Raw genomic sequence first — 21737 nt, forward strand, 5'->3', positions numbered from 1 at the left:
GGACGATGCACCCAGGTGAGATCATTCCCGGCGACGAGCCGGTCGAGCTGAACCCCGGCCGCCCGCGCGTGCGGCTGCTGGTCCGCAACCTCGGCGACCGGCCGGTCCAGGTCGGCTCGCACTACCACTTCGCCGCGGTGAACCCCGGCCTCGAATTCGACCGCGACGCCGCCCGCGGCCACCGGCTCGACGTCCCGGCCGGCACGTCGGTGCGGTTCGAACCCGGCGTCGAACGGGAAGTGGATCTCGTTCCCCTCGCCGGCGCCCGCCGCGTTCCGGGCTTGCGGACCGAATTTTCCGGGGAGTTCTGAAATGCCGCAGATCGACCGCGAGCGCTACGCCGAGCTGTTCGGCCCGACCACCGGCGACCGGATCCGGCTCGCCGACACCGACCTGCTGATCGAGGTCACCGAAGACCGTTCGATGGGGCCCGGCGGCTCCGGCGACGAGGTGCTCTTCGGCGGCGGCAAGGTCATCCGCGAGTCGATGGGCCAGGGCACGGCGACCCGCGCCGAGGGCACCCCCGACCTGGTCATCACCGGCGCGGTGATCCTCGACCACTGGGGTGTCGTCAAGGCCGACGTCGGGGTGCGCGACGGCCGGATCGTCGGCATCGGCAAAGCGGGCAACCCGGACACGATGGACGGCGTCGACCCGGCCCTGGTCATCGGACCGTCGACGGAGGTGCTGTCCGGCAACGGCAAGATCCTCACCGCGGGCGGCATCGACTGCCACGTCCACTTCATCTGCCCGCAGCTCGTCGACACGGCGCTGGCGGCCGGGCTGACCACCCTGGTCGGCGGCGGCACCGGTCCCAACGAGGGCACGAAGGCCACCACCGTCACGCCCGGCGCGTGGAACCTCGGCCGGATGCTGTCCGCCATGGACGGTTACCCGGTCAACGTCCTGTTGCTGGGCAAGGGGAACACCGTCCGGCACGACGCCCTGCGCGAGCAGCTCGCGGCCGGCGCGGGTGGCTTCAAGCTGCACGAGGACTGGGGCACCACGCCCGCCGCCATCGACGCCTGCCTGACCGTGGCCGACGAAGCCGGCGTGCAGGTCGCGATCCACACCGACACGCTGAACGAGGCCGGGTTCCTGGAGTCCACTGTGGACGCCATCGGCGGCCGCTCGATCAACGCGTACCACACCGAAGGCGCCGGCGGCGGGCACGCGCCGGACATCATCCAGGTCGTCTCGCTGCCGAACGTGCTGCCGTCGTCGACCAACCCGACCCGGCCGCACACGGCCAACACCCTCGACGAGCACCTCGACATGCTGGTCGTCTGCCACCACCTCAACCCCTCGGTGCCCGAGGACCTCGCCTTCGCCGAAAGCCGCATCCGGCCGACCACGATCGCCGCCGAAGACGTGCTGCACGACATGGGCGCGATTTCGATGATGAGCTCGGATTCGCAGGCGATGGGCCGGATCGGCGAGGTGATCATCCGGACCTGGCAGACCGCGCACGTGATGAAACGCCGTCGCGGCGCGCTGCCCGGCGACGGCGCGGCCGACAACCTGCGCGCGCGGCGTTACGTCGCCAAGTACACGATCAACCCGGCCATCGCGCACGGCATGGAGACCGAGATCGGCTCGGTCGAGGTCGGCAAGCTCGCCGACCTCGTGCTGTGGGAGCCGAAGTTCTTCGGCGTCCGCCCGCACGTGGTGCTGAAGGGCGGCTTCCCGGCGTGGGCGGCGATGGGCGACGCGAACGCGTCCATCCCGACGCCGCAGCCGGTCATGGCCCGCCCGATGTTCGGGGCGAACATCGGGGCGGCGCTGAGCCTGCACTTCGTCGCGCCGTCCGCTTTGGACAGCGGGCTGCGCGAGACGTTCGGCATCACGCGGCCGCTGGTCGCCGTGTCGAACATGCGCGCGCGGACCAAGGCGGACATGGTGCTCAACGACGCCACGCCGGACGTCCGCGTCGAGCCGGACAGCTTCGCCGTGCACGTCGACGGCGAGCTGATCGAACCGCAGCCGGTGACGGAACTGCCGATGGCGCAAAGGTACTTCCTGTTCTGATGGACCTTTCGGCACTGATCCTCGCGGACTCCCGCTTCCCCGGCGGCGGGCACGTCCACAGTGGCGGGCTGGAGGAAGTCGTCTCCCGGCGGCTGGTGACTTCGGTGCGCGACCTGCCGGGATTCCTTTCCGGACGGTTGCGGACGGCGGGGTTCCTGGCGGCCGTTTTCGCCGCCGCGTCGGCACATGCCGCCGCGCGAACCGTCTCCAGTGGACATTGGGCGCTCCTGGACGCCGAGCTGGACGCGCGGACGCCGTCGCTCGCGCAACGGGAGGCGTCGCGGGCACAGGGGCGGGGGACCGCGCGGGCCGGGCGGATCGCCTGGCCGTCTCCCGTACTGGACGCGCTGCTGGCCGAGACCCCGCGGCCGCACCACCCGGTGGTGCTCGGCGCGCTGGTCGGCGTCGCGGGCGGTTCGCCATACGACGCGGCGATGGCGGTCGCGTACCTGGCGGTGAGCGGGCCGGCGAGCGCGGTGGTGCGGCTGCTGGGGCTGGATCCCTTCGCGGTCAACGCTGTCGTCGCGCGCTTGGATCTCGATTCCGTCTGTTCGGAAGCGGCGGCCGTGGCGGGGGACGCCCCGGCGTCGCTGCCTTCGCCGGGGTCGCCCGCGTTGGATCTGTTCGCCGAGGCGCACGCCCGGCACCACCAGGAAGAGGTGCGTCTCTTTGCCAGCTGAAGGCCACGGCCACGGTCACTTCCACGAGGTCAACTTCGACCCGACGGCCGCCGAACCCGACCACTACGACGCCGCGCCCACCGCGGGCCGCGCGTACCGGATCGGCATCGGCGGCCCGGTCGGCTCCGGCAAGACGGCGCTGACCGCGGCGCTGTGCCGCGCGCTCGGCGACGAGATCAACCTCGCCGTGGTGACGAACGACATCTACACGACCGAGGACGCGGACTTCCTGCGTCGCGCGGGCGTGCTGGACCCGGCTCGGATCGAGGCGGTGCAGACGGGCGCGTGCCCGCACACGGCGATCCGCGACGACATCACCGCGAACCTCGACGCGGTCGAGCGCCTGGAGGAGAAGTTCCCTGACCTGGACCTGGTGATCATCGAAAGCGGCGGCGACAACCTGACGGCGGTGTTCAGCCGCGGGCTGGCCGACAGCCAGATCTTCGTGGTGGACGTGGCGGGTGGCGACAAGGTGCCGCGCAAGGGCGGCCCCGGCGTCACGACGGCGGACCTGCTGGTGATCAACAAGATCGACATCGCGCACCTGGTGAACGCGGACATGGCGGTGATGACGTCGGACGCGCACCGGATGCGGGGCGAGCTGCCGGTCATCACGCAGTCCCTTGTGGACACCCCCGACGCGCCCGACGTCGCGGCCTGGGTCCGTTCCCTGCTGTGAAGGCCCACGCCCGGTTGACGGCGTGCTTCGACGGCTCGCGGACGGTGCTGCGCGAGCTGCGTTCGATGGCGCCGTTGACGTTGTTCCCCCGCCGGGGCCGCGGCTCGACGGCCGTGGTCCACCTGGTCAATTCGGCGACGGCCCCGCTGGGCGGGGACGACCTGCTGCTGACCGTCCGCGTGGGGCCGGGCGCGTCCCTCCGGTTGTCCGGCGTGGCGGCGACACTTGCGTTGCCGGGTCTCCACGGTGAGTCGTCACTGTCCACTGTGGAGGTGATCGTGGAGCCGGGTGGCTCGCTGGAGTACTTGCCGGAACCGACGGTGATCACCTCCCGCGCCCGGCATTCCGCGGTCTTCCGCGGGGAGCTGGCCGCGGACGCGTACCTGCACACGCGGGAGGTGCTGGTGCTCGGCCGGGCGGGCGAGGCGCCGGGGTCCTTGACGACCACGCAGTCGGTCACCCGGGGCGGGGTTCCTGTGCTGCGCCAGACACTTTCGGTCGGCTCGGCGCTGGACCGGAGCCTGGCGGTGCTGGCGGGCCGCCGGGTGCTGGCGACGGACCTGGTGGTCGGCGGCCCGGAGCTGCCGGCGGCGTCGGGCGAGTGGTGGTCCCGCACCCCGCTCGCCGCCGGCGGCACCCTGACGACCTCCCTGGCCCCCGACGCGGTGACGGCTTTGAAGGTGTTTCACTGAGGCTGGCCGCAAGCCCACTTCCAGGTGGCGTCGCCGTACGCCTTGGCCGCCGCGTCGGGATCTTTGCCCGGGGCGGGCATCGCCGTTTCGCCGACGAGGGAGGGATCGAGAGCTTGCCTCGCCAGCCCGGCGATCGCCAGGGCCGAGCCGGTGGCGCAGAAGTTCTTGGCCGACTCGAACATCTCGTCGTAGGTGTGCGGCGAATTCGGTACGAAACCGGCGGTCTTCATCGCGAACGTCCACTCCGCTTTGGGGTCCGGCGGTGCGTCGCTGCCGCAGCCGGAGACGACCGCGATCGAGAGCGCGGCGAGAGCGGGCAGGGCGGTGCGGCGCATGGGTTCCCCTCCGTCGGTGATCAACACAGTGGTGTCGCCACCGTGCCGACATCCGTTACGGTTCACGCGCCGTTCGCCGGGGCAGGCCCCCTGCGCCGTCCCCGGCGAACGGAATCCTCAGAACTTCGTGCCCAGCCAGGTCATCGCCGCCGGGCCGCCGATGGACACGCCGGCGATGTGTTCCAGCAGCGGGAACTCCTGCCAGGTGACAGCGGCACCAGCCGCCTTCCAGCGGTCTCGCAACGCCGTTCCGACGCTGAACGGGATCAGCTCGTCCAAGGTGCCGTGGTAGAGGTACACCGGAACCTTCGGGGCCGTCGTGCCCAGGTAGTTCGACGCCAGCCGGGCCTGCCAGCGCGGGTCGTGGATCGGGTCCGGCACCGTCACGAAGTCCTGCAAATGCGCGAACGGCGCCGCCGCGCCCAGTTCGATCGTGCACGCCTGCGACACCCGCGCCACCGCCTCGCGGCCGCGGTCGTTGAGGATCGACTCGAACGGCACGTCCGGGTAGGCCGCCGCGAAACCCGTGGCCGCGCCCAGGACCAGGCCGAAGGCCGCGCCGCCGTCGTTGGCGCGGAACACCTCGTTCAGGTCCGCCGGGACACCGCCCGCCGCGACACCGACGACGTTCAGCGAAGGCGCGTACGTCGCCTGCAGCTCCGCCGCCCACGCCGCCGCCTGGCCGCCCTGCGAGTAGCCGAACACGCCCACCGGGCCGGCCGCCGACAGCCCGGCGCCGGGCACCCGGGCGGCCGCCCGGGCCGCGTCCAGCACCGCGTGGCCCTCGGACCGGCCGACCGCGTACGTGTGCGTCCCCGGTGTGCCGAGGCCTTCGTAGTCCGTGACGACGACCGCCCAGCCCTGGGACAACGCCTGGGCCAGCAGCGCGCTTTCGTTCTCGGCGCCCCGGGCCAGCAACGCCGAAGGCGCGCACTGGTCACCGAGGCCGTGCGTGCCCACCGCGTACGTGACCAGTGGGCGCGGGCCGCCGCGCAGCCACGGCGTCGGCGGGACCAGGAGCGTGCCGGACACCGCGTCCGGCTCGCCAGTCGCCGACGTCGAGCGGTAGAGCAGGTGCCACGCCTTGACCGGGGCCGGGAAGGGGCCGACGAACACCGTCGTCGGCTGGGCGGAGAGCAGCGCGCCCGGATCGGCCTGCGCGGCCGGCGCGGCGGCCACGAAGAGGAGGGTGACGGCGACCAGTAACCGACGAAGCATCGTTGCCTCCGGCTGTGTGGTAATCGAAGTTTTCACAAACTAGCCAGCCCGGTAGGATCTGGCAATCCCTCAGAAGGAGGAGACAACCGGTGGCTCGCACGTACGGCGGCGTCGCACCCGAGCAACGCCGCGCCGACCGGCGGGAGCGGCTGCTCACGGCCGGTCTCGAGCTGTTCACCTCCACCGGCTTCCGGCACACCAAGATCACCGACGTGTGCGGCCGCGCCGGCGTTTCGACGCGGAACTTCTACGAGGAGTTCACCGGCAAGGAAGACGTGCTCCGCATCCTGCACGACCGGATCAACACGCTCGCGCTCGAACACGTCACCGTCGCGCTCGACGAAGTCGCCGACGCCGACGCCATGACCCGCATCGCGACGCTGCTCGACGTCTTCATCGACACGGTCACCGTCGACCCCCGGCTGCCGCGGCTCAACTACGTCGAAGCGGTCGGCGTCAGCGCGGAGCTGGAGGAGCAGCACCAGGTCTGGGTCGACCGCTGGGCGGCCTTCATCGAGACGGAAGCGCGGCGCGCGGCCGAACGCGGCGCCGCGCCCGACCGCGACTACCGGCTGACGGCGATCGCGCTGGTCGGCGCGGCCACCGGCCTGCTGCGCGAGTGGCAGGCGCACGAGCCGCCGCTGCCGGTCGAAGACGTCGGCGCCGAGCTGCGGGCGCTGATGCTGGCGGCCATCATGCGGCCGGAAAAGATCTCGGAAATCCCGGGCAACCCCGGCGCGGCTTCGGACGTGAAGGAGTCGAGCCGGGAGGGGGACTAGGGGGGACCCCGGCCAACGCGGAGGCCCGTCACCTGCAGCGGACGCAGGTGACGGGCCTTCGCGGACTCTACGGGGTCCGGACCGTCGGCAGGCCGAGCGAAACGGGGCCGGCCGACTGGCACATGTCGTGGCAGGTGCTGTCGAGCGTGCAGCACAGCGAGCAGATCGGGCCGTCCTGCTTCGCGCAGTCCGCGACGTCCGGCACCTCGTACGGGTCGCCGCAGGCCGCGCAGGTGTGCGTCGCGAGCAGGTCGGCCTCCACCGTCATGACGGTGTTCTCCCGCGCCAGGTAGTACTTCCCCTTCGTCGCGACGGCGAGCGCCGGCACCAGCACGACCGCGATGACCAGCGCGAGCAGCGGGCTGAACGCGGCCAGGAACGGCCCGAACGCGCCGAAGTACGCCACGATCGACACCGCCGACGCGACCAGCATGGCGCCGAACCCGACCGGGTTGATCTTGTGCAGGTAGGCCCGCTTGAACTCGATGTAGCGCGGCGACAGCCCGAGCGGCTTCGCGATCACCAGGTCCGCGCACACCGCGCCGATCCACGCGATCGCGACGTTCGAGTAGAAGCCCAGGATCTTGTTCAGGAAGCCGAACGCGCCGAACTCCATCAGCGCGAGCGCGATCCCGCAGTTGACCAGCACGTACCAGACGCGGCCGGGGTGCTTGTGCAGCACGCGGGAGAAGAAGTTCGCGAACGACAGCGAGCCCGAGTACGCGTTCGTCGTGTTGATCTTGATCTGCGAGACGACGACGAACAGCGCGGCGAACGTCAGCGCCACCGGCCCGAGCGCGGGCTTCACCGCTTCCAGGTACGGCGCGATCGGCTCGAGCGCGTGCGTCTTCCCGACGACGCCGAGCGCGAGGAACGCCAGCAGCGCGCCGCCGATCTGCTTCGCGGCGCCGAGGATCACCCAGCCGGGGCCGGCGGCGAGCACCGCCGCCCACCACGACCGCTTGTTCTCGGCGGTCTTTTCGGGCATGAACCGCAGGTAGTCGGCCTGTTCGCCGATCTGCCCGATCAGCGACAGCGCGACACCCATGCCGAGGCCGAACCCGATCGCGGAGAACCCCGAGCCGGCGCCGTCGGTGCCCGCGAAGTGCGCGAACTCGGCGAACTTGCCCGGCTCTCGGACCAGCACGACGACGAACGGCAGCACGAGCCCGGCGATCCACAGCGGCTGCGTCCAGGTCTGCATCTTCGCGACCGCGCCCATGCCGTAGAGCGCGAACGGCAGCACGATCAGCGTGGCGAGCAGGTAGCCGACCGGCAGGGGGATGCCGAGGGCGAGCTCGAAGGCCTGGCCCATGATCGAGCCTTCGAGCGAGAAGAAGATGACGGTGAAGCTCGCGTAGACGAGCGACGTCAGCGTCGACCCGAAGTAGCCGAAGCCGGCTCCGCGGGTCAGCAGGTCCATGTCCACTCCGGACTTCGCGCAGGCGGCCGCGATGGGCACGCCGGTCACGAAGATGACGACGGCGGCGGCGAGGATCGCGAGGACCCCGGACGTGAAGCCGTAGGAAAGGACGATGCTGGCGCCGATCGCGAAATCGGCGAGGTAGGCGATACCGCCCAGCGCCGTCGTCGCGACCACGAACGGTGACCATTTCCGGAACGAATGAGCGGCGAAGCGCAGTGAGTAGTCCTCGCGGTTTTCGTTGGCCGCGAGCGGGGCGTAGCGGCGTTTCGGCGGGGCGCTTTCTTCGGCGCTGGACAGGGTCTCGGTCATGCCTGCCTCCGGGGTGGTGGGGAACGGGCCGAAGGTAGGTGCGTCCTGTATCGATCCTGGTCCGGCGGGTAACGCGGGGGTTACGGCTTGTTGTCCAGCGGTTACGGGCTGCTGGCGGCGGCGTCGTGTCGGGTGTCACCGTTCAGTGGGTTCCGCTGCAGCTCGCGAGGCCTTAACGTGCCTAGAGCCGAAGTCGACTGATGCCCCGACCGGGCGTGGAGGTTTGGCCATGATGCCGGGAATCGAGGACCAGGTGGAAGACGCCGTAGTACGGCTTCCGGGAATGCGGGTGGCCTATGACGGCGCCGCGTTCGACGAATCCGCGCTCGCCGCCACCTGGACCGACCAATTGCAGGGCTGGCTGAACCAGGCCGTCGCCGCCGGCATAGCCGAACCGAACGCGATGGTCTTGGCGACGGCGGACGCCGAGGGCCGCCCTTCGTCGCGCACCGTGTTGTGCAAGGGCCTCGACGAGCGCGGCGTCGTGTTCTACACGAACTACACGTCGACCAAGAGCCACGACCTGACCGCGACCCGGTACGCGTCGGTGACGTTCCCCTGGTACCCGCTGCAGCGCCAAGTCCACGTCCGCGGCGAGGTGGAGAAGGTCGGCACCAAGGAGACGGCGGAGTACTGGGCGAAGCGCCCGCGCGGTTCGCAGCTGGGGGCGTGGGCGTCCCCGCAGTCCCGTGTGGTCGACGGGCGGCGTGCGCTGGACAACGCGTTGAGCGGGATCGAGCGCCGGTTCGCGGACGTGGAGCACATCCCGGCGCCGCCGCACTGGGGCGGGTGGCGGATCCGGCCGGATCTCGTGGAGTTCTGGCAGGGGCGGGAGGACCGGATGCACGACCGGTTGCGGTACGTGCGGACGGATGACGGGTGGCACGTGGAGCGGGTCGCCCCCTGATCTCAAGCGCCCCAATGTGGCGTTCGGTGCGTCCAACGCACCGAACGCCACATTGGGTGCGTTGGACGCAACCAACGCCACATTGGGGCGCTTCGGCGGGGGCACCCGATCGCGGGCGAGGTAAATCACCTGCGGGAAGATAGTTAGCCGAGCTAAGCTCGCTTTTCGTGACTGGTGAACCGGGGACCATGCCGCCCCGCTCGGGCGTGCGCAAGGTCCTCGGACGCATCATCGTCGACACCCGGCCGCTGAAGATCCCGGCTTTCCGGCGGCTCTGGCTGTCCACTGTGGTCACCGCCGTCGGTACGCAGCTGACCGCCGTCGCGGTGCCGAAGCAGGTTTTCGACCTCACCGGGTCCTCCGCCTACGTCGGGCTCACCGGGCTCGTCGCGCTCGTGCCGCTGCTGGTCTTCGGGCTCTGGGGCGGGGCCGTCGCCGATGCCGTCGATCGGCGGAAACTCCTTTTCGTCACCAACGTCGGGGTCGCGATCACCTCCGCGCTGCTGTGGCTGCAGGCGTTCGCGAACTTCGGCTCCGTCTGGCTGGTGCTCGGTCTCCTCGCCGTCAACCAGGCGTTCTTCGCGATCAACATGCCGACGCGCGGCGCGGTCGTCGCCCGGCTCGTGCCCGCCGAACTGCTGCCGTCCGCGAACGCGCTCAACACCACCATGTCCACCTTCGGCGCGGTCTTCGGTCCGTTGCTCGCGGGTGCGCTGATCCCGGTCCTCGGGCTCTCGACGCTCTACTTGATCGACGTCGTCGCCCTCGCGATCACGCTCATCGCCGTCTGGCGGCTGCCGTCGATCCCGCCGCTCAACGGGCCGTCGCGGCGCGCCGGGCTCGGGGACGTCATCGACGGCTTCAGGTACCTCGCCGGGCAGAAGATCCTGCTGGCCTCCTTCGTCGCCGACATCATCGCGATGGTCTTCGGGATGCCGCGGGCGCTGATCCCGGAGATGGCCGAGCGCACGTTCGGCGATCCGCCCGGCGGCGGGCCCGCGCTCGGCTGGCTCTACGCCGCGCTGCCCCTCGGCGCGATGCTGATCGGCCTGTTCAGCGGCTGGCTGACGCGCATCCACCGCCAAGGCGTCGCGGTGGTCGTCTCGATCTGCGCGTGGGGCGCGGCGGTCGCCGGGTTCGGGCTCGCGCACTCGCTGTGGCTCGCCGTCGTCTTCATGGCGCTGGCCGGCGCCGCGGACATGGTCAGCGCCGTCTACCGGATGGCGATCCTGCAGGTCGCGACCACCGACGAGATGCGCGGCCGGCTCCAGGGCGTCTTCACCGTCGTGGTGGCGGGCGGCCCGCGGATCGCCGACCTCACCCACGGCTGGGGTGCCGCCGCGTTCGGCACGACGGCGGCCGCGACCGGTGGTGGCCTGCTGGTCATCGTGCTGGTCTGCGCCGCGATGTTCGTGCTCCCCGCCTTCTGGCGATACCGGGCACCGACCGCGTAGGCCGTTCAGAGTACGGTGCGGTCATGCGTACCTTCGCCGTCGTTTTGGTCGCTTTTGCCGCTTTGACCGCCTGCTCCTCGGGGGACAAACCCACCACGGCGCCGTCGTCGTCCGCGGCCCCGAAGCCGGCGCCGAGTTCGAACGCCGCCGCCGCGTCGCTGGACCCGTGCAAGCTGCTGCCCGCCGCGGCCGTGTCGAAGGCGCTGTTCCTCGACAACCTCACGGCGGTCCCGGGGCCGGTGCAGGACAACGCCGCCAACGGCGGCAAGGCCCGCAGCTGCGAGTACCAGCTGAACGGCAAGGCCGCGGGCGCGCTCGCGGTGACCCGCTACGAGGGCAAGCAGGGCAAGCCCGCCGAGATGGTGGCGTCGATCAAGAAGGCCAAGCCGGCCGCGAAGGACGTCGCCGGCTTCCCGGACGGGGCCGTCTACTACGTCGACGAGCAGAAGACGGCCACCCTCGCCACGGCGGAGCTGGTCGCGGGCACGCCGGTGCTGGTCAACTACACCGGCCCGGCCAAGATGACCCCGGAGCAGATGGCGCCGCTGGTCAAGCAGGCCGTCGACGCCAGCTGATCAGGCCCAGCCGACGAGCTGCCGCTCCGACAGCGTCCCGGTCGGCTTCAGCTGACCGAGCGCGGGCCGGGCGATCGCGCCCGGCGTGGCCTGCGACTGGAACCACTCGTCCTGGTCGGTCTGGTACAGCACGGCGGCCTTGTCCGGGGCCACCGCGGTCTTGGCGATCATCGGCTCGGACCGGTCGACGAGCTTGGTGAGCTGCGGCGTTCCGCCGGCGAGCGACAGGCGCATCAGGACGCCGTGTTCCTCCGTGCCGGAGGCGGCGGACATCAGCACGGTCGTCGCGTCGAGCGCGGTGACGAACTGGTAGACGGCGCCGGGTTCTTCGTAGAAGGCGTAGGCGATCGCGCCCGCCGAGTCGGTCAGGTACGTCAGGCCGTCGCCGGCGTGCCGGGCGTCCTTCCAGGTCAGCACTTCGCCTTGCGAGCCGATCGCCCAGTCCTCGACGTGCTGGTCGGAGCTGCTGTTCGGCACGATGGCGGCTTCCATGACCGGCTGCCCAAGCTGCCGGTAGTCGATGGAGTACACCGCTTTGCCGTCGTCGAAGTACAGCTTCGACCCGGCCGGCCCGAACCGCGGGTTCTGGAACCTGGCCGCCTTCTCGCTCATCGACCGCTCCGGTTCCGGCACGGTGCCGGTGCGTTCGTACCGCCGGTCGGCGGCGTTGAGCTTGAAGACGTCGACGCCGTCTTGGGTTTCGAGCGTCGCGTACTGACCGTCGGGCGAGATGAGGTCCAGTTTGGTGGCCGGCCCGTCGAACCGGTTCAGCGAGCTGTCGTACCCGGGCAGCGACAAGGTCGTCTTCGCCGCGCCGGTGGCGGGATCGGCGAAGACGACGTCGTCGAGGTGCGTCGGCGCCTGCTGCAGCAGGACGACCCCGGAAAGGTCGAGCGGCGGCGCTTCCGGCGCCGCGGCGGCGGCCGGTGCGGGCGGGGTGCCGCTCCCGCACGCCGTGACCAGCACCGCGACCGCCCCGGTCAAGGCCGCACTCCACCACTTGTTCGTCACCGCTGAGCCTCCTTCGTCACGGCTCAGATGCGACGGGAGATCATCCGGTTCCCTCAGCGGCGAAGTGCGGCCAGTTCGACCGGGCTGTGCGCCGAGAACACCTTGACCTCGTCGTGGTGGTCCCGCGCCAGCTCGTGCAGCCGCGCCAGGTTCTCCAGCCGCGGCCGGCGCAGGGTCTGGACGAGGTTCTGGAACACCGTCAGCCCCGGTGGGCAGTGCGGCGCGACCGGGTCGAGCTGGCCGTGGAAGAAGTACGCGTCGCCCGCGTGCAGCAGCCAGCCGTCGCCGGTGTCGACCGCCACACCCGTGTGGCCGCGCGTGTGGCCGGTGAGCGGGACCAGCAGGATCTCCTCCGGCAACCCCTTCAGCGAGCGGACCGCTTCGAAGCCGAACCACGGCTCGCCCGTCTCGTCGTACGTGCTCCACAGTGGGCGGTGCGCGAACTGGGCCGCCCGGTAGCGGTTCTTCTCCGCCGCGTTCGCCGGGGCCGTCGCCGCGCGGTGCTCCTCGGCGCGGACGTGCACGACGGCGTTGGGGAAGTCGGCCAGGCCGCCCGCGTGGTCGACGTCGAGGTGGGTCATCACGATGTGGCGGACGTCGGCCGGGTCGAGGCCGAGTGCCCTGATCTGCGCGACCGCCGTCTCGGCGGCGACGGGCTTGGCGCCGACCATCGCCATGAACGGCCGGCCCAGCCAGACGCCCGGGCGGGCCACGCCCTCGCTGCCGAAGCCGGTGTCGACCAGCACCAGGCCGTCGCCGGTCTCGATCAGCAGGCAGTGCGCGACCAGCTCCGCCCGCCGCAGCAGGCCCGGCTCGCCGTCGAGCAGCTTGCCGCCCGCCGGGCGCATCGATCCGCAGTTCAGGTGGTGCACCTTCATACGCTGCTCCTGGTGCTCAGCCGGAGGAACTCGGTCTCGTCGTGCGCGGCGAAGACGGTGACCTCGTCGCCGTGCTCCTGAACAAGCTGGCGCAGGCGGCGGTGATTGTCCAGCCGGGCGCCCTTCACCGTCTCCATGTGGCCCTCGAACCACTTGAGCCCGGGCGGGCAGCTCGGCGCGGCCGGGTCGACCTGGCCGTGGAAGAAGTACGAGTCGCCGGCGTTGAGCAGCCAGCCGCTGCCGGTGTCGACGGCGACGCCGGCGTGCCCGCGCGTGTGCCCGGAGAGCGGGATCAGCAGGACCTCCGGGCCCACGCCGTCGAGCGGGCGGACGGCGTCGAAGCCGAACCACGGCTCGCCGGTGTCCGCATAGGACGTCCACTGTGGACCGTGGGCGAACTGGATCCGGCGGTAGCGGCCGCGCTCGGCGGCGTCGCGCGGTTCCGTGAACGCCCGCAGCTCTTCGGCGTAGACGTGCACGCGGGCCCACGGGAAGTCGATCAGCCCGCCCGCGTGGTCGAGGTCGAGGTGGGTCAGCACGATGTCGCGGACGTCCGCCGGGTCGAACCCGAGCGCGCGGATCTGCGTGATCGCCGGCTGCGCGGGGTCCGGGACGGGGTTGGACTGGCGGACGAACCCGGCGCCGAGCCAGGCCGTGCGGTCGACCGCGGCCGGCGTGCCCATGCCGGTTTCGACGAGCACGAGACCCGTGTCCGTCTCGAGCAGCAGGCAGTGGCAGACCATGGTGGCGCGCCGGAACAAGCCCGGCCTGCCGTCGATCAGCCCGCCGCCGAGCGGGCGCATGGTGCCGCAGTTGAGGTGGTGGACGCGCATCAGGCGAACTCCCGGTCGAGGGTGGTGTGCAGGTGGGTGGCGACCGCGCGCAGCGGCGCGAGGTCGCGGCGGGTGCGGGCCAGCAGCAGCCCGCCTTCGATGGTGGCGAGCACGACGGTGGCCAGCTCGTCTGCGCGCCCGGCCGGAAGACCTTGCCCGGCAAGGTAATCCGTGAAGATCGCGTGCCACGACGAGTAGCCGTCCACGCAGGCTTCGCGGATCGGCTCGCTCGCCGCAGCGACGTCCAATGCGACCGTCGCGAGTGGACACCCGCGCTGGAAGTCGGACTCCGTCAGGAAACTCGCCAGCGCGTCGATCGCCCGGTCGATCGCGGTCGGCGCGTCGGGCGCGTCCCGCAGGATCGCTTCGAGCAGCGTGCCGGTGCGCTCGCCGGAAAGCCGGACGGCTTCGGCGGCGAGCTGTTCCTTACCACCGGGGAAGTGGAAGTACAGCGAACCCTTGGGCGCGCCGCCCGCCGTTGTCAGCTGGGTGAGGCCGGTGGCGTGGTAGCCCTGGGTCTGAAACAGGTCGGCGGCGGTGTCGAGCATCCGCTGCCGCGTGTCGGTGCGACGGACCATGGCGATGACGGTAGCGCAAACTATGACGACCGGTCTAGTGACTTCGCGGATCGGTAAGGTCGTGCCCATGGGCAACCCGACCGGTCAGCAGTTCGAGATCACCCGCGGCAACGCGCGCGCCGTCGTCACCGAAATCGGCGCCGGGCTGCGCGCTTTCGAGGTCGGCGGCGTGCCGTACGTCGAGGAGTTCGGCGAGGACGAGAAGCCGCCGAAGGGCGCCGGCCAGGTGCTGCTGCCGTGGCCGAACCGGACCAAGGGCGGGAAGTGGACCTTCCAGGGCGAGGAGCAGCAGCTCGAGATCACCGAGGAAGCGCGCGGCAACGCCATCCACGGCCTGACCCGCCACCTCGAGTGGGAGCTGCTGGAGCACGCCGAGTCGTCGATCACTCTGGCCGTCGACGTCGAGGCGCAGCCCGGCTGGCCGGTGCCGCTGCGCGCGACGGTGACCTACGAGCTCGCGCCGCGCGAACTGACCATCACGCACGAGATCCGCAACGAGGGCGAGCAGCCGATCGGCGTCGGCGTCGGCACGCACCCGTACTTCCGGATCGGCGACGTCCCGACCGACGAGCTGACCCTGACGCTGCCGGCGAGCCGGGTGCGGCCCTACCTCGGTGACGAGCAGATGCCGTACGCGCCGGAGCAGGACGTCGAAGGCACGGAGTACGACTTCCGCGGCGGCCGCGTGCTGGAAGGCGTCGACCTGGACACGGCGTTCGGCGGCCTGGCGGCGGCTTCGGACGGCCAGCACCACTTCGTGCTGTCCCACGGGGAGCAGCAGCTGGTCGTCTGGACCGGCCCCGACTTCCGCTGGGCGCAGGTCTTCACCCCGGACGACCTGGTCGGCCGCGGCCGGGCCGTCGCCATCGAGCCGATGACCTGCCCGGCCGACGCGCTCAACACGGGCACCGACCTGATCGAGCTGGAGCCGTCGGCGTCGTGGTCGGGCAGCTGGGGCATCCGGGTCCGGTGAAGCGGCTGGGTCCCGCCGACGCGGGCGAGGTGCTGACGCTGCAGCGCGCCGCGTACGTCACCGAGGCCCGCGCGCACGGCGACCTCGACCTGCCGCCGTTGCTGGAGACGCTCGACGAGACGCGCGCGGCTCTGGCGTCGGTGCTCTCGTGGGGCATCCGCGAGGCGGGCCGGCTGGTGGCCTCGGTGCGCCTGACGGTGACCGGCGAGGTCGGGGTGATCGGCCGCCTGGTCGTGGCGCCGGACCGGCAGGGCGCCGGCCTCGGGGGTGGGCTGCTGCGGTTCGCGGAGTCCGCCGCGCCCGCGGAGGTGACGGTTTTCCGGCTCTTCACCGGGGCGAACAGCGTGGGGCCGCTGCACCTGTACGCCAAGCACGGGTACCGCGAGACGCACCGGACGCCGGAGAACAACCACGAACTGGTGCACTTGGAGAAGGCCCGCGTGCACCCGCCCGGACGAGTTCGTTAGCGTGGCGAACTATGGCGAAGGCAATTGTCGGGGGCTACGTCGTCCCCATCGACGGTGAACCCATCGACGGCGGCACGGTCCTCATCGACGGCGGCAAGATCGTCGCGGTCGGCGCCGAAGCCGACGTCGACATCCCGGAGGACGCCGAACTCGTCGACGCGGCGGGCACCTGGGTGCTGCCCGGCTTCATCGACGCGCACGCCCACCTCGGCGTCCACGAGGAGGGCGAGGGCTGGTCCGGCAACGACACCAACGAGATGACCGACCCGAACGGCGCCCGCTTCCGCGCGATCGACGGCATCGACCCGTACGAGCCGGGCTTCGACGACGCGCTGGCCGGCGGCGTCACGAGCGTCGTCATCAAGCCGGGGTCGGGCAACCCGATCGGCGGCCAGACGATCGGCGTCAAGACCTGGGGCCGCAGCATCATCGACATGGTCTTCGCGGAGCACGTCAGCGTGAAGAGCGCGCTCGGCGAGAACCCGAAGCGCGTGTACGGCGAGAAGAAGCAGACGCCGTCGACGCGGCTGGGGGTCGCGGCGATCCTGCGCGAGGCCTTCACCAAGGCCCGCAACTACCAGGCCAAGCGCGCGCACGCCGAGGCCGAGGGCAAGCCGCACGAGGTGGACCTGACGCTGGAGACGCTGTCGAAGGTCCTCGACGGCGAGCTGTACTGGGACCAGCACGTCCACCGCGCGGACGACATCGTCACGGCGCTGCGGCTGGCCGACGAGTTCGGCTACAAGCTGGTCATCAACCACGGCACCGAAGGCCACCTGATCGCGGACCTGCTGGCGTCGCGCGATGTGCCGGTGATCCTGGGCCCGCTGTTCACCACGAAGTCCAAGGTGGAGCTGCGCAACCGCACCCTGCGTTCGGCCGGCATCCTGGCCCGCGCCGGTGTGAAGATCGCGATCACGACCGACCACCCGGTGATCCCGATCAACTTCCTGGTCTACCAGGCGGCTTTGGCGGTGAAGGACGGGCTCGACCCGGCGACGGCGCTTCGCTCGCTGACGGTGAACCCGGCGTCGATGCTGGGCCTGGACGGGCAGATCGGCGCGCTGAAGCCGGGTCTGGACGCGGATGTCGTGCTGTGGTCCGGCGACCCGCTGGACGTGATGAACCGCGCGCTGCGCGTGTTCGTGCGGGGTGACGAGGTTTACCACTTCGACGAGTCGCTGGGTGAGGGCGTGTCGAAGGACCGGCGCTACCGCGAGGCCCACTGAGTTTCGGGCAGCACGCCGGTTACCGGGCGGTTCCGGCGTGCTGCCCGATCAATGCGTTCAGGTCGAGCTTTGCCGGGAAGGGGACTTCGGTCTCGAAGGTGCCGGTTGTCGGCGCTGCGTCGTGGTAGCCCTGGCAGGCGACGAGGGAGACCGGTTCGTTGAGGTCGATGATCCAGTAGTGCGGGATTCCCGCGTCGGCGTACTCGTCGTGCTTCACGCGGTAGTCCGTGCGCCGGGAGCCCGAGGTCGCGATCTCGACGACCACCGCCACTTCGTCCGCTTTGAGCATGCCGTCGTCTTTGTCGACGCGGGCAATTGCGGACTTGTCGATGACCATCAGATCCGGTCGACGGGAAAAGCCGGGCTTCCCAGGAGGCGCCAAGCCGAGGTCAACATCGCAGCCGGGGACGAAGTCGAGGTGTTCCGGCAGCTGCGCTTCGAGATGTGCCGCCAGCCGGTGGATCGCGCGGTTGTGTCTGGGTTCATGGCTGGGTGACATCAAGACGCGGCCTTCCACGAGTTCGGTGAAACCGGTGTCGGTTTCACCGAGCGCCGCGTACTCCTCGATCGTCAGCAGGTGATCGGGAATCTCCCATCGTCGAGCAGGGCCCGGCTCGGAAACTGCGGTCACAGCGGCTCCTTCACGACAGCAGGCCGTCGAGGTCGAGCTTGACCGGGAACGGGACGTCGGTCTCGAAGGTGCCGGTCACTGGCGCTGCGTCGTGGTAGCCCTGGCAGGCGATTAGCGTGACCGGTTCGTTGAGGTCGACGATCCAGTAGTGCGGGATCCCCGCGTCGGCGTACTCGTCGTGTTTGACGCGGTAGTCGGTGCGCCGGGAGCCCGAGGTCGCGATCTCGACGACCACCGCCACGTCCTCGGCGCGGATCGGGTCGCCCGCTGTCCGGTCGAAGATCAGCAGGTCCGGACGGCGGGAGAAGCCGGGCTCGCCGGGTGGTGCCAAGCCGAGGTCGACGTCGGTGCCGAGGGCGAACGCGAGGCCGCGTGGCAGCTGGCGTTCCAGCTGCGCGGCAAGCCGGCACGCGGCCATGTTGTGCGTGCGGCCGGCGCCGGGTGAGGGTACGACGCGGCCTTCCACCAGTTCGGTGAAGCCGCGGTCGGACTCCCCGAGCGCTCGGTATTCCTCGATGGACAACAGCTGACCTGGCATGCGGAAAACGTATCCGTACCGCGCGTGGGACAGGGTTCGCTCGACCAGGTCGGGTCAGTCGAGAAGGGCGTCCAGGTCGATCTTGACCGGGAAGGGGACGTCGGTGGTGAAGGTGCCGGTGACCGCGGAGGCGTCGAGGTAGCCGAATTCGCCGGCCTGGTGGCAGGCGACCAGGGAGATGGGCTCGGTGATGTCGATGATCCAGTAGTGCGGGATTCCCGCGTCGGCGTACTCGTCGTGCTTGACGTGGTAGTCGGTGCGTTTCGAGCCGGGCGACACGACTTCGATGACAACGGCCACTTCGGCGGCCCGAAGCATGGCGCCGCCCCGGCGAATCCCGGCTTTGTCGACGATCATCAGGTCTGGCCGCCGGGAGAAGCCCGGTTTGCCGGGCGGCGCCAGACCGAGATCGACATCCGTGCCGGGAACGAGCTTGAGGTGGCCCGGCGCCTGTCGCACGAGTTGCCGCCCGAGCTCGAACACCACGAGGTTGTGTCCGGCCTCGGGGCCGGGGGACGACACGACGCGGCCCGCCACAAGCTCGGTGAAACCCGACTCGGTTTCACCGAGCGCCGCGTACTCCTCGATCGTCAGCCGCTCACCTGACATTCCGCCACCGTAGGTGTCCCAAGCGTGTGACAGAACCCGCTCGATCAGGCCTTCTTCAGCTCCCGGGCGATCACCATCCGCTGAATCTGGTTCGTCCCCTCGAAGATCTGCGGCACCTTCGCCTCCCGCATGTACCGCTCCACCGGGAAGTCCCGCGTGTACCCGGCCCCGCCGAGCACCTGCACCGCATCCGTAGTCACCTTCATCGCCCCATCCGTCGCCACCAGCTTCGCGATCGAAGCCTGGCGCTGGAACGGCAGCCCGCGGTCACGTCGCCGCGCGGCCTCCAGATAACAAGCCCGGGAGGACTCCACCGTCGCCGCCATGTCGGCCAGCAGGAACTCGACGCCCTGGAAGTCGATGATCGCGCGGCCGAACTGCGAGCGGCCCTTCGCGTACGCCACCGCCTCGTCGAGCGCCGCCTGGGCCAGGCCGACCGCGCACGCCGCGATGCCGAGCCGGCCCGAGCTCAACGACGACAACGCGATCCGCAGCCCGTCGCCCGGCGAACCCAGCAGCCGGGACGCCGGTACGCGGGCGCCGTCGAAAATCATCTGCGCGGTCGGGGAGCCCGTGAGGCCCATCTTCCTCTCGCGCGGCGCTGCCGACAGTCCCTCGGTCTCGCCGTCGACCAGGAGGCACGAGATCTCGTCGGGGCTGGTGCGGACCATCGTCGTGTAGAAGTCGGCCACGCCCGCGTGCGTGATCCACGCCTTCGTGCCGTTGACGACGTAATCCGTCCCATCGAGACGGGCTCGAGTCGACAAAGCGGCCGCGTCCGAGCCGGCCTGAGTCTCCGAAAGCGCGTACGCGCCCAGCAGCGAGCCTTCGAGCATGTCCGGGAACCACTCGTCGCGCTGGGTATCCGTGCCGTACTCCGCCAGCGCGTAGCAGGACATCGTGTGCACCGACAGCCCGACGCCGACCGTCATCCACGCGGCCGCGATCTCCTCCAGAACCTGCAGGTACACCTCGTACCGGACGTCGCCGCCGCCCCAGCGCTCCGGGTACGGCAGGCCCAGCAGGCCGGACTTGCCCAGCAGGCGGAACTGCTCGCGCGGGAACTGCTCCGCCTCTTCGGCCGCTGCCGCGCGGGGGGCCAGCTCGTCGCGGGCGATCTCGGTCGCCAGTGCGACCAGGTCCTCGGCGTCCGAATCCGGCAGCAGGCGTTCGGCGGGCATCGTCGTCCTCCAAAGCGGTACTGAAAACAGTACTGTGGGCTAGTTCAGAGTACAGTACGACAGGCCTGGGGTGGCCGGAAGACGTAGGAGATAGTGAGCCGATGCGCCCCGAACCCCGCCGACGGCCGACCGCGCGGCAGCGCGCCCTGCTCGCCGAGCTGGAGGCGCTCTTCCTCGCCGAGGGCTTCGTGGCCTTCACCCTCGACGACCTCGCCGGCCGCCTGCGCTGCTCGAAGTCGACGCTCTACGCGCTCGCGCCCAGCAAGGAGCAGCTCGCCGTCAAGGTCGTCACCCACTTCTTCCGGGGCGCCGCGGAGCGGATCGAGGAGCGCATCGCCGGCATCGACGACGCCCGCAAGCTCATCGGGGAGTACCTGGCCGGCGTCTCCGAGCACCTGAACCGGGCGTCGGCGGCGTTCATGCGCGACCTCGCCGAGTTCGGGCCGGCGCGGGAGGCCTACCAGGTCAACAGCCGGTTCGCGGCGCAGCGGCTCCGGCGGTTCATCGACAAGGGTGTCGCCGACGGGGTGTTCCGGGACGTCCACGCCCGGCTGGTGGCCGAGATGACCGGGCTGATCATCGAGGGCATCCAGACCGGCGTGCTCGGGCAGCGCACCGAAGTTTCCGACGCCGAAGCGTTCACCGCTCTGGGTGAGTTGCTGCTCGGTGGGCTGAACAAATAGCGGACAGGAATTGTCAGCCCGCAATGGATAAACTCCCCGCGTGATCGTCGTAGGCGGAGAAGCTCTGGTCGACCTGGTTCCCGGCGACCCCCTGGATTCCACTGTGGACGGTGGGCTGCGCGCGCTGCTGCCCCGGCTCGGCGGTGGTCCGTACAACGTCGCCCTCGCGGCCGGGCGGCTCGGCGTGCCGGCGGCGTTCCTGTCCCGCGTGTCGACCGACCGCTTCGGCGACGCGATGGTCGAACGCCTGCACGCTTCCGGCGTCGACACGTCGCTGCTGCAGCGCGGCGACGAGCCGACGACGCTCGCCGTCGTCGCGCTCGACGCGAAGGGTGCCGCGCACTACACGTTCTACGTCGAGGGCACGGCGGACCGGCTCGTCGCCGACCCGGGACCGCTTCCGGAGAACGTGACCGCGCTCTCCCTCGGCACCCTCGGCATGGTCCTCGAGCCCGGTGCGTCGGTGTACGAGGCGATGCTGCGGCGCGAGGCCGCGCGCGGTGTGCTGACCGTCCTCGACCCGAACATCCGCGAGGCGCTGATCGCCGACCCGGCGGCCTACCGCGCCCGGTTCGCGTCCTGGCTGCCGGACGTCCGGCTGCTCAAGATCTCCGACGACGACGCCGCGTGGCTCACCGGCGGCGCCGACCCGCTCGCCGCCGCGAAGACGTGGGTCGAGTCCGGTGTGGACGCCGTGGTGCTCACCCGGGGCGCCGACGGGCTCGCGGTGATCACCGCCGCAGGTGAGCTGGCCCACGTGCCGTCGCGGAAGGTCGAGGTGGTCGACACGATCGGCGCCGGCGACACCGTGCAGGGCGCGCTGCTGGCCTGGCTGCACACCCGGGAGGTCGCCGACCTGGCTTCTCTCGACGCGGACGCGTGGCGCGAGGCCCTCGCTTTCGCGGCGAAAGCGGCGTCGATCACGGTGTCCCGCAGCGGTGCCGAGCCGCCGACGTCCGCGGATATGGCGTCGAGCGTGTGAACCTGGTCCCAAAGGGGCCCCCAGGAGCAACGCCACCGCTGCGCGAACACCAGTTCCTCGAC

25 protein-coding genes are annotated in these 21737 nt (G+C 70.8%); 14 read left to right on the forward strand and 11 right to left on the reverse strand.

The genetic code is table 11. The features are described from left to right. Window positions 1–5: 5 nt before the first annotated feature. Genes H4696_RS38580 through H4696_RS38600 form a run of 5 tightly spaced genes read left to right on the forward strand, consistent with a single transcriptional unit; the run spans window position 6 to window position 4079 of the window. A complete protein-coding gene (locus tag H4696_RS38580; RefSeq protein ID WP_086856315.1) occupies window positions 6–311 on the forward strand; it encodes an urease subunit beta in 306 nt (101 codons plus the stop codon). 1 nt (window position 312) lies between these two features. Then, window positions 313–2028 carry an urease subunit alpha gene (locus H4696_RS38585; protein WP_086856314.1) on the forward strand — a complete coding sequence of 572 codons (1716 nt, stop codon included), beginning with the start codon at window positions 313–315 and terminating at the stop codon, window positions 2026–2028. Then, window positions 2028–2708 (forward strand): urease accessory protein UreF, encoded by a 681-nt coding sequence (locus tag H4696_RS38590; RefSeq protein WP_086856313.1) that lies wholly within the window; start codon window positions 2028–2030, stop codon window positions 2706–2708. The genes H4696_RS38585 and H4696_RS38590 overlap by 1 nt, the downstream gene beginning before the upstream one ends. Beyond that, window positions 2698–3387, forward strand: a complete 690-nt coding sequence (ureG, locus tag H4696_RS38595) for an urease accessory protein UreG (RefSeq protein WP_086856312.1) — start codon at window positions 2698–2700, stop codon at window positions 3385–3387. The genes H4696_RS38590 and ureG overlap by 11 nt, the downstream gene beginning before the upstream one ends. Next, window positions 3384–4079 carry an urease accessory protein UreD gene (locus tag H4696_RS38600; RefSeq protein WP_086856311.1) on the forward strand — a complete coding sequence of 232 codons (696 nt, stop codon included), beginning with the start codon at window positions 3384–3386 and terminating at the stop codon, window positions 4077–4079. The genes ureG and H4696_RS38600 overlap by 4 nt, the downstream gene beginning before the upstream one ends. On the opposite strand, the gene H4696_RS38605 is transcribed toward H4696_RS38600, so the two are convergent. Continuing rightward, window positions 4073–4414 carry a hypothetical protein gene (locus H4696_RS38605; RefSeq protein WP_086856310.1) on the reverse strand — a complete coding sequence of 114 codons (342 nt, stop codon included), beginning with the start codon at window positions 4412–4414 and terminating at the stop codon, window positions 4073–4075. The genes H4696_RS38600 and H4696_RS38605 overlap by 7 nt on opposite strands. A 117-nt stretch (window positions 4415–4531) precedes the next feature. Beyond that, entirely contained in the window at window positions 4532–5632 is a 1101-nt protein-coding gene (locus tag H4696_RS38610) for a lipase family protein (protein ID WP_086856309.1), read from the reverse strand. Window positions 5633–5721: 89 nt separating this feature from the next. Here H4696_RS38610 and H4696_RS38615 point away from each other — a divergent pair, with 89 nt between their 5' ends. Continuing rightward, window positions 5722–6411 carry a TetR/AcrR family transcriptional regulator gene (locus H4696_RS38615; RefSeq protein WP_086856308.1) on the forward strand — a complete coding sequence of 230 codons (690 nt, stop codon included), beginning with the start codon at window positions 5722–5724 and terminating at the stop codon, window positions 6409–6411. A 67-nt stretch (window positions 6412–6478) separates the two neighbouring features. Here the strand turns inward: H4696_RS38615 and H4696_RS38620 are convergent, their stop codons facing one another. Continuing rightward, window positions 6479–8146 (reverse strand): purine-cytosine permease family protein, encoded by a 1668-nt coding sequence (locus tag H4696_RS38620; protein WP_086856307.1) that lies wholly within the window; start codon window positions 8144–8146, stop codon window positions 6479–6481. 229 nt (window positions 8147–8375) lie between these two features. Between H4696_RS38620 and pdxH the strand changes: the two genes are divergently transcribed. The 3 genes from pdxH to H4696_RS38635 all read left to right on the forward strand — a co-directional run bounded on the left by pdxH (window position 8376) and on the right by H4696_RS38635 (window position 11082). After that, complete coding sequence (gene pdxH / locus H4696_RS38625) at window positions 8376–9053, forward strand: pyridoxamine 5'-phosphate oxidase (protein ID WP_086856306.1); 678 nt, start codon at window positions 8376–8378, stop codon at window positions 9051–9053. 188 nt (window positions 9054–9241) lie between these two features. Then, on the forward strand, window positions 9242–10507 hold the full coding sequence (locus H4696_RS38630) for an MFS transporter (protein ID WP_192783116.1): 1266 nt from the start codon (window positions 9242–9244) through the stop codon (window positions 10505–10507). 23 nt (window positions 10508–10530) lie between these two features. Next, complete coding sequence (locus H4696_RS38635) at window positions 10531–11082, forward strand: DUF3558 family protein (RefSeq protein ID WP_086856305.1); 552 nt, start codon at window positions 10531–10533, stop codon at window positions 11080–11082. Here H4696_RS38635 and H4696_RS38640 read toward each other — a convergent pair whose 3' ends face one another. From H4696_RS38640 to H4696_RS38655, 4 genes are read right to left on the reverse strand one after another with little or no spacing between them, the layout of a single operon-like run. Then, a complete protein-coding gene (locus H4696_RS38640) occupies window positions 11083–12093 on the reverse strand; it encodes a hypothetical protein (RefSeq protein WP_086856304.1) in 1011 nt (336 codons plus the stop codon). It lies immediately after the preceding gene. Window positions 12094–12146: 53 nt separating this feature from the next. Next, complete coding sequence (locus tag H4696_RS38645; protein WP_086856303.1) at window positions 12147–12971, reverse strand: MBL fold metallo-hydrolase; 825 nt, start codon at window positions 12969–12971, stop codon at window positions 12147–12149. Next, complete coding sequence (locus H4696_RS38650; RefSeq protein WP_086856302.1) at window positions 12968–13804, reverse strand: MBL fold metallo-hydrolase; 837 nt, start codon at window positions 13802–13804, stop codon at window positions 12968–12970. Before H4696_RS38650 ends, H4696_RS38645 begins: the two co-directional genes overlap by 4 nt. Continuing rightward, window positions 13804–14382: a TetR/AcrR family transcriptional regulator gene (locus H4696_RS38655; protein WP_086856301.1), complete on the reverse strand. Its 579-nt coding sequence runs from the start codon at window positions 14380–14382 to the stop codon at window positions 13804–13806. The genes H4696_RS38650 and H4696_RS38655 overlap by 1 nt, the downstream gene beginning before the upstream one ends. 67 nt (window positions 14383–14449) lie before the next feature. Between H4696_RS38655 and H4696_RS38660 the strand changes: the two genes are divergently transcribed. From H4696_RS38660 to H4696_RS38670, 3 genes are read left to right on the forward strand one after another with little or no spacing between them, the layout of a single operon-like run. Then, window positions 14450–15355 carry an aldose 1-epimerase family protein gene (locus H4696_RS38660; RefSeq protein WP_086856300.1) on the forward strand — a complete coding sequence of 302 codons (906 nt, stop codon included), beginning with the start codon at window positions 14450–14452 and terminating at the stop codon, window positions 15353–15355. Beyond that, entirely contained in the window at window positions 15322–15822 is a 501-nt protein-coding gene (locus H4696_RS38665) for a GNAT family N-acetyltransferase (RefSeq protein WP_086856299.1), read from the forward strand. The genes H4696_RS38660 and H4696_RS38665 overlap by 34 nt, the downstream gene beginning before the upstream one ends. An 11-nt stretch (window positions 15823–15833) precedes the next feature. Next, complete coding sequence (locus H4696_RS38670) at window positions 15834–17051, forward strand: amidohydrolase (RefSeq protein ID WP_086856298.1); 1218 nt, start codon at window positions 15834–15836, stop codon at window positions 17049–17051. Window positions 17052–17070: 19 nt separating this feature from the next. Here H4696_RS38670 and H4696_RS38675 read toward each other — a convergent pair whose 3' ends face one another. The 4 genes from H4696_RS38675 to H4696_RS38690 are packed head-to-tail and all read right to left on the reverse strand — an operon-like array spanning window position 17071 to window position 20010. Further along, window positions 17071–17682, reverse strand: a complete 612-nt coding sequence (locus H4696_RS38675; protein WP_086856297.1) for a Uma2 family endonuclease — start codon at window positions 17680–17682, stop codon at window positions 17071–17073. 10 nt (window positions 17683–17692) lie between these two features. Beyond that, the gene (locus tag H4696_RS38680) at window positions 17693–18220 is read right to left on the reverse strand and encodes a Uma2 family endonuclease (RefSeq protein ID WP_086856296.1); all 528 of its coding nucleotides are present in this window, start codon (window positions 18218–18220) and stop codon (window positions 17693–17695) included. A 54-nt stretch (window positions 18221–18274) separates the two neighbouring features. After that, window positions 18275–18829, reverse strand: a complete 555-nt coding sequence (locus tag H4696_RS38685) for a Uma2 family endonuclease (protein ID WP_086856295.1) — start codon at window positions 18827–18829, stop codon at window positions 18275–18277. A 44-nt stretch (window positions 18830–18873) separates the two neighbouring features. Then, a complete protein-coding gene (locus H4696_RS38690; RefSeq protein WP_086856294.1) occupies window positions 18874–20010 on the reverse strand; it encodes an acyl-CoA dehydrogenase family protein in 1137 nt (378 codons plus the stop codon). Window positions 20011–20111: 101 nt separating this feature from the next. Here H4696_RS38690 and H4696_RS38695 point away from each other — a divergent pair, with 101 nt between their 5' ends. Both H4696_RS38695 and H4696_RS38700 read left to right on the forward strand, forming a co-directional pair. After that, entirely contained in the window at window positions 20112–20693 is a 582-nt protein-coding gene (locus H4696_RS38695) for a TetR/AcrR family transcriptional regulator (RefSeq protein ID WP_086856293.1), read from the forward strand. Window positions 20694–20733: 40 nt separating this feature from the next. Then, window positions 20734–21675 carry a carbohydrate kinase family protein gene (locus tag H4696_RS38700; RefSeq protein WP_086856292.1) on the forward strand — a complete coding sequence of 314 codons (942 nt, stop codon included), beginning with the start codon at window positions 20734–20736 and terminating at the stop codon, window positions 21673–21675. Window positions 21676–21737 lie beyond the last annotated feature (62 nt).

The sequence above is a fragment of the Amycolatopsis lexingtonensis genome (genome assembly GCF_014873755.1).
Classification (GTDB): domain Bacteria; phylum Actinomycetota; class Actinomycetes; order Mycobacteriales; family Pseudonocardiaceae; genus Amycolatopsis; species Amycolatopsis lexingtonensis.